Origin of the sequence: Pseudomonas citrullilanati, from assembly GCF_030580855.1 — a bacterium.
GTDB lineage: Bacteria > Pseudomonadota > Gammaproteobacteria > Pseudomonadales > Pseudomonadaceae > Aquipseudomonas > Aquipseudomonas citrulli.
In genome coordinates this window covers 1-12,659 of the sequence record NZ_JAUQOP010000050.1, presented here as the reverse complement: position 1 = coordinate 12,659, position 12,659 = coordinate 1, and the positions used below count along the sequence as shown (strand labels likewise).

12 protein-coding genes are annotated in these 12,659 nt (G+C 64.4%); 5 read left to right on the top strand and 7 right to left on the bottom strand.

Going from position 1 to position 12,659, the window contains the following annotated elements:
• Window positions 1–4 precede the first annotated feature (4 nt).
• Window positions 5–856, top strand: coding sequence for a shikimate dehydrogenase (locus tag Q6A48_RS23065; protein ID WP_304556693.1), 852 nt, complete (start codon window positions 5–7; stop codon window positions 854–856).
• 120 nt (window positions 857–976) lie between these two features.
• Here the strand turns inward: Q6A48_RS23065 and Q6A48_RS23060 are convergent, their stop codons facing one another.
• Both Q6A48_RS23060 and quiC read right to left on the bottom strand, forming a co-directional pair.
• Window positions 977–1,654, bottom strand: coding sequence for a TetR/AcrR family transcriptional regulator (locus Q6A48_RS23060; protein WP_304556692.1), 678 nt, complete (start codon window positions 1,652–1,654; stop codon window positions 977–979).
• A 102-nt stretch (window positions 1,655–1,756) separates the two neighbouring features.
• Window positions 1,757–3,658 (bottom strand): 3-dehydroshikimate dehydratase QuiC, encoded by a 1,902-nt coding sequence (quiC, locus tag Q6A48_RS23055; protein ID WP_304556690.1) that lies wholly within the window; start codon window positions 3,656–3,658, stop codon window positions 1,757–1,759.
• 280 nt (window positions 3,659–3,938) lie between these two features.
• Here quiC and Q6A48_RS23050 point away from each other — a divergent pair, with 280 nt between their 5' ends.
• Window positions 3,939–5,276, top strand: a complete 1,338-nt coding sequence (locus tag Q6A48_RS23050; protein ID WP_304556689.1) for an MFS transporter — start codon at window positions 3,939–3,941, stop codon at window positions 5,274–5,276.
• A gap of 136 nt (window positions 5,277–5,412) precedes the next feature.
• Here Q6A48_RS23050 and Q6A48_RS23045 read toward each other — a convergent pair whose 3' ends face one another.
• Window positions 5,413–6,291, bottom strand: coding sequence for a DMT family transporter (locus Q6A48_RS23045; protein ID WP_304556688.1), 879 nt, complete (start codon window positions 6,289–6,291; stop codon window positions 5,413–5,415).
• Window positions 6,292–6,338: 47 nt separating this feature from the next.
• Window positions 6,339–7,115: an IclR family transcriptional regulator gene (locus Q6A48_RS23040; RefSeq protein ID WP_304556687.1), complete on the bottom strand. Its 777-nt coding sequence runs from the start codon at window positions 7,113–7,115 to the stop codon at window positions 6,339–6,341.
• A gap of 263 nt (window positions 7,116–7,378) precedes the next feature.
• Between Q6A48_RS23040 and ypfJ the strand changes: the two genes are divergently transcribed.
• Window positions 7,379–8,263 carry a KPN_02809 family neutral zinc metallopeptidase gene (gene ypfJ, locus Q6A48_RS23035; RefSeq protein WP_304556685.1) on the top strand — a complete coding sequence of 295 codons (885 nt, stop codon included), beginning with the start codon at window positions 7,379–7,381 and terminating at the stop codon, window positions 8,261–8,263.
• Window positions 8,264–9,211 (top strand): alpha/beta fold hydrolase, encoded by a 948-nt coding sequence (locus Q6A48_RS23030; protein WP_304556684.1) that lies wholly within the window; start codon window positions 8,264–8,266, stop codon window positions 9,209–9,211.
• An 84-nt stretch (window positions 9,212–9,295) separates the two neighbouring features.
• Here the strand turns inward: Q6A48_RS23030 and Q6A48_RS23025 are convergent, their stop codons facing one another.
• From Q6A48_RS23025 to Q6A48_RS23015, 3 genes are all read right to left on the bottom strand, one after another.
• Window positions 9,296–9,889 carry an HAD family hydrolase gene (locus Q6A48_RS23025; RefSeq protein ID WP_304556683.1) on the bottom strand — a complete coding sequence of 198 codons (594 nt, stop codon included), beginning with the start codon at window positions 9,887–9,889 and terminating at the stop codon, window positions 9,296–9,298.
• On the bottom strand, window positions 9,886–10,755 hold the full coding sequence (gene tesB, locus Q6A48_RS23020) for an acyl-CoA thioesterase II (RefSeq protein ID WP_304556682.1): 870 nt from the start codon (window positions 10,753–10,755) through the stop codon (window positions 9,886–9,888). Before tesB ends, Q6A48_RS23025 begins: the two co-directional genes overlap by 4 nt.
• A gap of 103 nt (window positions 10,756–10,858) precedes the next feature.
• Window positions 10,859–11,428 (bottom strand): GNAT family N-acetyltransferase, encoded by a 570-nt coding sequence (locus tag Q6A48_RS23015; RefSeq protein ID WP_304556681.1) that lies wholly within the window; start codon window positions 11,426–11,428, stop codon window positions 10,859–10,861.
• 74 nt (window positions 11,429–11,502) lie between these two features.
• On the opposite strand from Q6A48_RS23015, the gene Q6A48_RS23010 reads away from it, so the two are divergent.
• The gene (locus Q6A48_RS23010) at window positions 11,503–12,423 is read left to right on the top strand and encodes a histone deacetylase family protein (RefSeq protein ID WP_304556680.1); all 921 of its coding nucleotides are present in this window, start codon (window positions 11,503–11,505) and stop codon (window positions 12,421–12,423) included.
• Window positions 12,424–12,659: the final 236 nt, after the last annotated feature.

The window sequence follows — 12,659 nt, the reverse complement described above, 5'->3', positions numbered from 1 at the left end:
GCACATGTCGAATATCACTGTACTGGCCGGGTTGATCGGTGCTGGCATCCAGGCTTCGCGCACCCCGGCCCTGCATGAGCACGAAGGCGATGCCCAAGGCATGCGCTATCTCTACCGGCTGATCGACCTCGACACGCTGAACCTCGACAGCGGCGCCCTGCCCGACCTGCTGAGCGCCGCCGAACGCATGCGCTTCACCGGCCTGAACATCACCTTTCCGTGCAAACAGACGATCATCCCGTTGCTGGACGAGCTATCGCCCGAGGCCCGTGGGATCGGCGCGGTGAATACCGTGGTGCTCAAGGATGGCAAACGTGTCGGCCACAACACCGATTGCCTGGGGTTCGCCGAAGGATTTCGCCGTGGCCTGACGGATGTTTCCCGTAGGCATGTGGTCCAGATGGGCGCCGGAGGTGCCGGTGCAGCCGTTGCCCACGCACTGTTGGCTGAAGGGGTACAGGTGCTGAGCATCTTCGATGTCGAAGTCAGCCGCGCCGAGGCCCTGGCCCACAACCTGAACCAGCACTTCGGCGCCGGTCGCGCCCGGGCCGGCCATGACTTGCCCGCCGCCATGGCCGAGGCCGACGGCCTGGTCAATACCACTCCCATGGGCATGGCGAAGTTGCCGGGCATGCCAGTGCCGGCCGAGCTGCTGCGGGGCGCGTTGTGGGTGGCGGAAATCGTCTATTTCCCCCTGGAAACCGAACTGCTGCGCAACGCCCGCGCCCTGGGCTGCCGCACACTGGATGGCGGAACCATGGCGGTGTTCCAGGCGGTGAAAGCCTTTGAATTGTTCAGTGGCGTGGCGCCGGATGCACAGCGGATGCTGGCGCACTTCCAGCGTATGAATCACTAAAGCCTGGTGACAATCCCTTGTGGGAGCGAGCTCGCTCGCGATAGCGCTGGATCAGTCAGCATCAATGTTGACTGACATACCGTCATCGCGAGCAAGCTCGTTCCCACAAGGATCAGATTGTCAGGCCTGCAGATACCGCAGCACCGATTCGCAAATCATCTGGCGATGCCGCTGCTTGATCGCTTCGTCTGACAGATCGATCTGAAAAATCTCGCCGAAGGTGTGGCGGTTCGACACCCGGTGAAAACAGAACGAGCTGATCAGCAAATGCACATCCAGCGGCTCCAGGCCTGCCCGGAACACGCCCTCTTCGGCCCCGCGACGCAGGATCAGGCCGAGGGCGTCGAGGATGGTGCTGTTCATCGCCTTGATCACCCGCGATTGCTTGACGTACTCGGCGTTGTGGATGTTCTCGATGGCGACGATTCGCACGAAATCCACGTTGCGGTCGTGGTGGTCGAAGGTGAATTCCACCAGGCGCCGTATCGCGTGGACCGGGGCCAGTTCGGCCAGGTGCAGGCGGCCCTCGGTGCCACGGATGTCGCCGTAGAGCTTTTCCAGCACCTCGATGTACAACTGCTCCTTGCTGCCGAAGTAGTAATAGATCATGCGCTTGGAGGTGTGGATGCGTTCGGCGATGGCATCGACCCGGGCGCCGGCCAGGCCCTGCTGGACGAATTCGACGATGGCTTCCTGAAGAATGTTTTCCCGGGTTTTCTCCGGGTTGTTCTTGCGACTCTTGCGCGGCGCGACGAGGGGCTCGTCGAGGTCTGCGGGAAGCTCTGGATTCATAGTCATTGCGGGCTCACGGCCATCACTGCACAGGCTGGCGATTATGGGCCGCACCGTGCAGCGAAGGAAGCCACGGGGCTGGCGTTTACCGCAACGTTTACGATTTCCCTACAACTTGGCATGCCGCAAGCCACCGCTGCGGGACTTGGCCATCGCCGCCAGGCGCACCGCCACGTTGGCCGCGCCGTAGCCGGCGTAACCGTTCTTGCGCTGGATGATCTCGAAGAAGAACCGCCCCTCGAACGGTTCGGTGTAGACGTGAAACAGTTCGCCACCCTGGGCGTCACGGTCATACAGCACGTTGAAATAGGCCAGTTCGCTGAGGAACTCATCGTCGAAATCGAAACGCGCGGCCAGGTCGTCGTAGTAATTGAGCGGAATGTCCAGCAGCGGCACGCCGGCCTCCTTGGCCCGGCTGACCTGGGCGAAGATGTCATCGCAATCGAAGGCGATGTGATGCACGCCAGAGCCACGGTAACTCGACAGCGCGTGGGAGATCGCGGTGTTGCGGTTCTCGGAAATGTTCAACGGCAACCGGATCGAACTGCAGCGGCTTCGCAGGGCGCGGCTTTTCACCAGGCCATACGGGTCGGGCAGGACCACTTCGTCGTCGGCCTCGAAGTCCAGCAGGCTCTTGTAGAACAGTACCCAGCTGTCGAGGCTGTCGGCCGGCAGCGCCATGGCCATGTGGTCGATGCGCTTGAGCCCCGCCCCGATGGCCGCGCCAGGCTGCAAATTGAAATCGGTGCCATAGACGTCGGCGTCCTGGTCGACCAGGTAGATCAGGCTGCCGTCCGGTGCGCGCACTGCCGCCAGTTCCAGCTCATTGGGCCCGACCAAGCCGCGATAGGGCTGGCCCTTGTAGGCCACGGCCCGCGCCAGGGCGCTGGCACTGTCCTTCACCCGCAACGCGGTGGCGCACAGTGAAGGCCCGTGGGCTTCGAAAAAACTGTGGGCGAAGGAATACGGCTCGCTGTTGAGGATCAGGTTGATATCGCCCTGGCGCAGCAGGCTCACGTTCTTGGAACGATGCTGGCCGGCCTTGACGAAGCCCAGCCGCTCCAGCCAGTGGGACAGCTTGGCGCCGAGGCTATCGTCCACGGCAAATTCCAGGAACTCGATGCCGTTGTACTCGCTGGCCGGCGGCGTCGCGAACAGGCAGTCGACATCGCTCGCCGGCACGGCCTCTTCGGCCAGGCGCTGACGGGTTTTCTCTTCCAGGTACAGCAGCGAGCGCAAGCCATCGGCGGCGTTGGCCCGGGGCGGGGCGGCACGGAAGCCGTCGTTGAAGATCTCCAGCGACAGCGGCCCGTCGTAGCCACTCTTGATGATCGGCGCCAGGAAACCCGGCAAGTCGAACTCGCCCTGGCCGGGGAAGCAACGGAAATGCCGGCTCCACTCCAGGACATCCATCGCCAGGATCGGCGCGTCGGCCATCTGCACGAAGAAAATCTTCTCCCCCGGGATCTCGGCGATCGCCCTCGGATCGCCCTTGAGGGACAAGGTGTGAAAGCTGTCGAGCAGCACGCCCAGGCTCGGATGATCGGCCTGGCGCACGATGTTCCACACCTGTTGATAAGTATTGACGTGGCGGCCCCAGGCCAATGCTTCGTAGCCGATGCGCAGGCCCCGCGCGCCCGCCCGTTCGGCCAGCAGTCGCAAATCGTCGACCAGCAACTGTTCATCGCCCAGGCTGTCGGCCGAGGCGTTGCTGCACACCAGCACCAGGTCGGTGCCCAGTTCCTGCATCAGGTCGAACTTGCGCTCGGCCCGCTCCAGGTTGCGCGCCAGGCGATCACGACGGCAGCCTTCGAAGTCACGGAACGGCTGGAACAACGTGATGGCGATGCCCAGGTCGGCGCACATCTGCCTGATTTCCCGCGGGCTGCCATCGTAGTAGAGCAGGTCATTCTCGAAGATTTCCACGCCGTCGAAACCGGCGGCGGCAATGGCTTCGAGTTTTTCCGGCAGGGTACCGCTCAAGGAAACGGTGGCAATGGAACGCTGCATGACTTCGGCTCCCGGGAGGCATCGACGACAGAGTGGCGGCGCTGTGGGCAGCGCTTTTCTAAGGAATGCACCGATTATTGAGGCGCCCATGGCTTTGGGCAATTTAATATGTACCACCCAGTTAGTTTTTTGGGCGATTATCGAACAAAATGCCCCTGGGACGAATTGACGATTTTTCGTCCACTGCGCACCATCAGCCCCACATTGGCGCAGGCCTGGTTGGCCGGCGTCGTGGAATACCCCGACCACCCCATAAGAATTTCAAAAACGGGTACACGCTATGAATCCTTCCCAAAGTTCTCCCCTGAGCCCAGGCCTGGGCGTCGCGTCCGGCGGCATCGGCGACAAGATCCGCGGCGCCCTGGCCGTGGGCAAGACCCGTTGGGGCATGCTTGCGCTGGTGTTTTTCGCCACCACCCTGAACTACATCGACCGCGCCGCCCTTGGCGTGATGCAGCCTATCCTGGCCAAGGAAATGAGCTGGACGGCGATGGACTACGCCAACATCAACTTCTGGTTCCAGGTCGGCTACGCGGTGGGCTTCGTCCTGCAGGGCCGCTTGATCGACCGGATCGGCGTCAAGCGCGTGTTCTTCTGCGCCGTGCTGCTCTGGAGCCTGGCGACCGGCGCCCACGGCCTGGCGACTTCGGCGGTCGGCTTCATGGTCTGCCGCTTCATCCTGGGCCTGACCGAAGCCGCCAACTACCCGGCCTGCGTGAAGACCACGCGCCTGTGGTTCCCGGCCGGCGAACGGGCGGTGGCCACCGGCATCTTCAATGCCGGGACCAACGTCGGCGCGATGTTCACGCCGATGCTGTTGCCGTTGATCCTGCACGTTTGGGGCTGGCAGGCGGCGTTCCTGTGCATGGCGGCGCTGGGCGGGATCTGGTTGCTGTTCTGGGGCCTGAAATACTTCAACCCTGAAGACCACCCCACCGTCAAACCGTCGGAACTGGCCTACATCCAGACCGCGGACGAACCGGAGCAAGCCCGCGTGCCCTTCACCCGCATCCTGCGCATGCGCGGCACCTGGGCATTCGCCCTGGCCTACTCGATCACGGCACCGGTGTTCTGGTTCTACCTCTACTGGCTGCCGCCGTTCCTGAACCAGCAATACAACCTGGGCATCAACGTCACGCAGATGGGCATCCCGCTGATCATCATCTACCTCACCGCCGACTTCGGCAGCGTGGGCGGCGGCATCCTGTCCTCGTTCCTGATCGGCCGCGGGCTCGATCCGATCAAGGCGCGCCTGCTCTCCATGCTGCTGTTCGCTTGCTGCATCATCGGCGTGATCACGGCCGCCGGCGCAAGCAACCTGTGGATGGCGGTGTTCGCCATTTCCCTGGCCATCGGCGCGCACCAGGCCTGGACCGCCAACATCTGGAGCCTGGTGATGGACTACACGCCCAAGTACATGATGAGCACGGTGTTCGGCTTCGGCGGCATGTGCGCCGCCATCGGCGGGATGTTCATGACGCAGTTGGTGGGCCACATCCTCACCATCACCCAGAACAACTACACCGTGTTGTTCACGCTGATCCCGGCGATGTACTTCATCGCCCTGACCTGGCTGTACTTCATGGCGCCGCGCAAGGTGCCGACGCTGGAGAACTGATTCCAGTCAGCCCGGGACTCATCCCGATTGTGGGAGCAAGGCTTGCCCGCGATGCAGGCGCCTCGGTTCACTCAGGACCGCATCGTCTTCATCGCGGGCAAGCCTTGCTCCCACAATCATCCCTCCACAATCCGTATTACCCCCGCCGCTGTTGCCACGCGGCCGCCAGGCCGCTCAAGCAGATCAGGACGATACCGAACACCGTGGTCAACGTCGGCGTATGGTTGAACAACAACCAGCCCAGCAGGCCGGCGAACACGATCTGGCAATACCCGAACGGCGCCAGCAACGCCGGAGCGGCAAAGCGGAAGGCCTGGGTCAGCATCAGGTGCGCCGTCATCCCGCAGGCCCCCAGCGCCAGCATCATCGAACCGTGCACCAGGCTGGGCACTTGCCAGAAGAACGGCACCAGCGCACTCATCACCAAGGTATTGCACAGGCCGGCGAAGAAATTGCTGGTGGTCGGGCTGTCGATCTCGCTGAGCTTGCGGGTGAGCAACTGGTAGAAGCAGAAGAACAGCGCCGAACAGAACGGCAGCAGCACCGCCGGGGTGAACAGGTCCCCACCGGGATGGACGATGATCAACACGCCGATGAAGCCGAAGATCACCGCGATCCACTGGCCACGCGTCACCCGTTCACCCAGCAGCGGCACCGACAACGCCGTGACCAGCACGGGCGCGAGGAAGTTGACCGCCGTCGCTTCCGCCAGCGGGATATACAACAGCGCCGTGGTGAAGAACAGGCTGGTGCCCAGCAGGCACAACGCCCGGGCCACTTGCCACAGCGGGCGCTTGGTGCGCAGCACCCGCAACCCCGAACGGGGCAGGAAAATCCCTGCCATCAACAAGGTGTGCACCACATAGCGCGCCCACACCACCATGATGATCGGGTAGAAGCCCGACAGGTATTTCGACAAGGCGTCGTGGCTGGAGAACAGAAAGGTCGCGCAGAGAATCAACAGGATGCCCTTGAAGGCCTGGTTGACGCCGGAAAGCGGGGTGCTGACGGTCATTGAGCAATCCTGTGTTGCCTAAAAGTAGGGGCGTTGCGACGGCACGCTCAGTGAAACAACTCAGAAGCCTGGCTGGCCTGGGACAACTCCTCGGCAAACGCCAGCAAGGTCGGTGCCAGCTCGTGCAGGCGCGCCCGGGTCATCCGCACGCTGGGCCCGGCCACGCTGAGCACGCCGGCCACCCGGCCGTCCAATGGATGACGCACCACCGCCGCGATGGCCGACGTGCCAATCGCCGAACTTTCCTCGACGCAGGCATAGCCTCGCTCCCGAGCCTGGCGCAGGTACGCCAGCAGTTGCGCCGTGTCGCGCGGCGCGTTCGGGCCCAGGTCCGCGGGCGCGGGGGCGTCCTGGCGCGCCACCAAGGACAGCGCCTCGGCATCACTCAGGCAGGCCAGCCAGGCATGGCCCGAGGCGGTGTAGGACAACGGCGCCTCGCGGCCCATGTCCGGGTCGTAACGCAGCCCGGACCGCGCGCCCTGGGACTTGGCGATCCAGGTCTGGCGGTCCCCTTCGATAATACCCAGGCGCACCAGCTCGCCCGTCTCCCGGGCCAGGCGGTCGAGCACCGGTTGCACGATGTCGGCCCCGCTGCGCGACAGGTAGCGAAAGCCCAGGGCGACCAACCGGGTGGACAGGTGGTAACGCAGGTTCTCGGGACTTTGTCGCACATAGCCCAGGCGCATCAGCTCGGCGAGCAGGCGATGGGTGGCGCTCTTGGGGATCTGCAGCGTTTCGGCCAGCTCCAGCAACGGCCAACCCCGGGGATCGCTGGCGAGGCTTTCCAGCACATTGAAGACGCGTTCGATTTGACTGCCGGCCATGGACGATCCAGATGAGTGTCTTGATTCCAGAATAGCCGAAGTGTAATTCAAATTCTGGAACTGCATACCGATTTAAACATCACACCTACACCTGCGGGAGCAAGCCTGCCTACGAACGCGACACATCGGCCTCATTGATATCAACTGATAACGACACATTCGCAACCACGCTCGCCCCGACAGTCAAAAATCCGTTAGTAAACTGGCGGCAATCCCACTCAACAGCGACACTGTTCACACCGGTCAATCAGAGGACTGCCCACATGCTATGGAAAAAAGGTCGCCGCAGTGACAACGTGGTGGACGCCCGGGGTGACGGCGGGGGCGGCGGTGGAATGCGCTTTGGCGGCGGCAAGGGCCTGAGCCTCACGGCCGTTCTGCTGATCGTCGGCATCGGCTGGATCACCGGCCAGGACCCGATGCAGATCCTCGGCCAGCTGGCCGGACAGATGGACACGTCCGCCCCCGCCTCTTCGCAGACCCGCCAGGCGCCGCCGGCCAACGATGAACAGGCCGAATTCGTCCGCTCGATCCTCGGCGATACCGAAGACACCTGGGGCCAGGTGTTCCAACAGGCCGGACGCCAGTACCAGCAACCGAAGCTGGTGCTGTTCAGCGGCCGGGTCAACTCAGCCTGCGGCCTCGCGTCATCGGCCACCGGGCCGTTCTATTGCCCAGCGGACCGGCAGGTCTACCTCGACATGAGCTTCTTCAAGGAAATGGCCCAGCGCTTCTCCGCCGCCGGTGACTTTGCCCAGGCCTACGTCATTGCCCACGAGGTCGGCCACCATGTGCAGACGCTGCTCGGGGTGTCGGCGAAAATCCAGCAGGCCCGCCAGCAAGGCCGGCAGATGGAAGGCGACGGCGGCCTGTTGGTCCGCCAGGAATTGCAGGCCGACTGCCTGGCCGGCGTCTGGGCCAACCATGCGCAGAAACGCCTCAACTGGCTGGAGCCGGGCGACATCGAAGAAGCCTTGAACGCCGCCAACGCCATCGGGGATGACCGGTTGCAGCAGCAGGGCCAGGGCCGCGTGGTGCCTGACTCTTTTACCCACGGCACCTCGGCGCAGCGGGTGCGCTGGTTCAAGACCGGCTTCGCCCAGGGCCAGGTCAGCCAGTGCGACACCTTCGCGGCGAAAACCCTCTAGATGAAGTGGCTCGCGTGGATCGCGCTGCTGCTGGGCTGCACCTTGGCCCAGGCCGAAGAACACGGCGTCAAGGTGGTCGCGCAGGGGCGCCTGCAACTCAAGGGCGGTGCCCTGGCCGTCGACGTCAGCCCCGCCCCGGCGTCCATCCAGCGCGTGCTGATCATCCTCCATGGGCGGTTGCGCAACGCCAGCACCTACCTGCACAGCGCCGAGAAAGCCGCCGGACAGGCCGGCCAGCTGGGCACCACCCTGATCATCGCCCCGCAGTTTCTCAACGAGCAGGACGTTGCCCGCCACTCATTGCCCAATGACTTGCTGCGCTGGCACGGCAACGACTGGATGGCCGGCGGCTTGTCCACGGGGCCGGGCACAGTCAGCTCGTTCCAGGTCCTCGACGACATCGTTGCCCGGGTCAGCGACCGGCAACAGTTTCCCGAGGTGAAGGACATCATCATCGCCGGCCATTCAGGCGGCGCCCAGGTCGTGCAGCGCTACGCCCTGCTCGCCCACGGCCAATACCGGATCACCCCGCGCTTCGTTATTGCCAACCCGTCGTCCTACGCCTATTTCGACGGCCAACGACCGATGGCCTTCGACGCCCCCGGCTGCCCCGGTTTCAACCACTGGAAGTATGGCCTGCAAGGCCTGCCCAGCTATGCCGCCGGGCAAACGCCCGGGCAACTGGAAGACAACTACATCAAGCGCGACATCGTCTACTTGCTGGGGCAACAGGACATCGACCCGGACCATCCGGCCCTGGACAAAGGCTGCGAAGCGCAGACCCAGGGACCGTACCGGTTATTGCGTGGGCATTTCTTCTTCGACTACCTGACCCGACGGCATCCGGCAGGATTGAACCAGCGGCTGATCGAAGTGCCCGGGGTCGGGCACGATGGCAGCGGTATGTTCAATTCGCCGGAGGGGCTGAAGGCGTTGTTCGGGCCGTGAAACCGCTTCGCGACCCACAGGCGCCGGTGTCATTTGTGGGAGCGAGCCCGCTCGCGAAAGCGATTGACCCGTCGACACAGGGGCTCAGGCAGACAACATCCGCCGCAATTCGACACAATCGCGCGCATGCCAGTCCGTCAGTTCCGGCCACGGGTTGTCCGGCAAATTGACCAGCACCGTCCGCGCCCCCGCCGCCCGGCCACAGTCCAGGTCGAAACGGTAATCGCCGACCATCACCATCGTGTCGGGTGCCACGTTCCAGGCCTCGGCCAGTTTCAACAGGCCGCCCGGGTGCGGCTTGGGCGGTGCCTCGTCGCGACCCAGCACGTCCGCCACGGCGAAGCAGTCCGCCAGGCCAATGGCCTGGAGCGTCACGTGGGCCAGTTCGCGAGCGTTGCGGGTCAGGATCCCGAGGCGATGCCCGCGCCCCGCCAGCTCCCGCACCAGCTCGACCGCACCCGGTGCCGGCCGGGAGCCCAGCGCCAGGTCGCGCTCATGCTCCAGCAGCCAGGCGTGCTTGGCCGCCGCTTCATCGGCCGGCAAGGCGGCCAGGTGGGTGAGGATGTCATCGTCGGGCGGAATCGCCAGGGCCACGCGGATCGCCGCGAAATCGTGCACGGCGATGGTCAGCGTGCCATCCATGTCGAAAACCCAGTGCCGGACCTCGGACAGGCTCATGCCCAGTCCTTGCGATGGCGAATCAGCCCTTCCTGGGTGACCGACGCCACCAGTTGCCCGGCGCGGTTGAACACGCTGCCCCGGGAAAACCCGCGGGAATTGCCGGCCCAAGGGCTGTCCATGGCGTAGAGCAACCAGTCGTCGGCCCGCAGGTCGGCGTGGAACCACAAGGCATGGTCGAGGCTGGCGACCTGCATGTCCTTCTGCCAGACCGACTTGCCGTGGGGCAGCATCGAGGTGGTCAACAGGCCGAAGTCCGAGGCGTAGGCCAGCAAGTACTTATGCAAGGCCGGCGAGTCCGCCAGGGCACCATCGGCGCGGAACCACACGTATTTCACCGGGTCGGCCGGCTGCGGATTGTAAGGGTCCTTTTCGGTGACCGGGCGCACCTCGATCGGCTTGGGGCACAGCAGCTTTTCGCGCATGTGCTCAGGCAGCAGGTGCGCCCGCTGCTGGGTCAGCTCCAGCTCGGACGGCAGGTTTTCCGGCCCCACCACCTGGGGCATGCTGCTCTGGTGCTCGAAGCCCAGTTCGTCGTACTGGAACGAGGCGCTGCAGGTGAAGATCGGATGGCCCTTCTGGATCGCCGTGACCCGGCGAGTGCTGAAGCTGCCGCCGTCACGCACCCGGTCCACCTGGTAGACCACCGGCAAGGCCGCATCGCCGGGGCGCAGGAAGTAGCCGTGCATCGAATGGACGTGACGGGCCTCTTCCACGGTCTGGCTGGCCGCCGACAACGACTGGCCCAGCACCTGGCCGCCGAACAACTGGCGAAACCCCAGGTCCTGGCTGCGACCGCGAAACAGGTTCTCTTCGATCGGTTCCAGGGTCAGCAGGTCGACCAGATCTTCCAACACGTGGCTCATTCAGACTTTCCTCACACAGCGCAATACCGCGCAGTCTTCGCTGCGACGGCGGATCGATTGTTGGCCCGGGCCATTGGGCGGGCATTGTAAACGTCCGTGTTGGCTAACCGTGCAGGGTTTGTAGCCACTGCTCACGATTGATGCGATAGAGCACATGGTGACGCAAAGGATGACCGGCGGCGAGTTTCGGGTGTTCGAAGTCGTCCGCCGGGTCATGCTGCATGCCGATGGCCTGCATGACTTTCTGCGACGGCAGATTGTCGACGGCGGTGAAGGCCACCACTTCTTCCAGGCCCAGGGCATCGAAAGCGCACCGCAGCGCGGTCCAGGCGGCTTCGCTGGCATAGCCCAGCCCCCAGTGCTCGCGGGCCAGGCGCCAGCCGATCTCGATCGCTGGCGTGAAATGCGCGTCGAAGCCAACCACGCCCAGGCCGGTGAAGCCGACGAAGGCGCCCGTGTCCTTGCGTTCCAGCGCCCACAAGCCGAACCCGTGCTCGGCAAAATGCCCGCGCACGCGCCCGATCAACGCGGCGCTTTCCAGGCGACTCAGCGGCGCGGGAAAATAACGCATCACCTGCGGGTCGGCGCACATGGCGGCAAATTCCGGCAAGTCGTCGTCACGCCACTGGCGCAAGACCAGTCGCGCGCTTTCCAATTCGAGTATCGGCTCCATCTTCACTCCCTCTCCATGCCCTGAGTCTACATCGCTGGTAGGATCCGTCACTTAAATCACCTTTGAAAAACACCATGCCGCTGCCGTTGATCTACCACGAAGACTACAGCCCCGAATTCCCGGCGGAACACCGCTTCCCCATGGACAAGTTCCGCCTGTTGCGCGATCACCTCGTGGACAGCGGGTTGACCCGCGACGCCGACCTGCTGCGCCCATCCCTGTGTCCGCCGGAGATCCTCGCCCTGGCCCATGACCGTGCGTATATCGAACGCTACATGGGCGGCGAGTTGTCCCGCGAGGACCAACGGCGCCTGGGCCTGCCCTGGAGCGACGCCCTGGCCCGCCGGACAGTGCGCGCCGTGGGCGGTTCGCTGCTGGCCGCCGAACAAGCCCTGGAGCACGGCCTGGCCTGTCACCTGGCCGGCGGTACCCACCATGCCCATTACGATCACCCGGCCGGCTTCTGCATTTTCAACGACCTGGCCGTGATCAGCCGCTATTTCCTGGCCAGCGGCCGGGTCTCGCGGGTGCTGATCTTCGACTGCGACGTGCACCAGGGCGACGGCACCGCGCGAATACTTCATGACACTCCTGACGCCGTGACAGTTTCCTTGCACTGCGAAAAGAATTTTCCTGCACGCAAGGCGCAAAGCGACTGGGACATCCCACTGCCCATGGGCATGGGTGACGCCGCCTACCTGGAGGTGGTGGACGATGCACTCAACTACCTGCTGCCGCTGTACCAGCCGGACCTGGTGCTGTACGACGCCGGCGTCGACGTGCACAAGGACGACGCCCTCGGCTACCTTAAACTGACGGACGAAGGCCTCGCCGCCCGCGACGAGCGCGTCATGCGCCATTGCCTGGGGCGCGACATTCCGGTGGTCGGCGTGATCGGCGGCGGCTACAGCAAGGACCGCAGGGCCCTGGCCCGCCGCCATGGGATCCTGCACCACAGCGCACAAAAGGTCTGGGCGTCATCAGGTTGTCATTGAGATCAGGGCGCGTTACCCACAATGGCTGTGGAGCGGCCTGTGGATAACCTGAGCGAAACGGCCTACAGGCTATGTTGACCATGGGTTGTAGAGGCCTGGCTATTTTTTGAGCACCCATGTCAAAAAATACCTGACACTCATGTGGGAGCGGGGGGGGGGGGGGGGGGGGGGGGGGGGGGGGGGGGGGGGGGGGGGGGGGGGGGGGGGGGGGGGGGGGGGGGGGCGGCGCGCCCCCC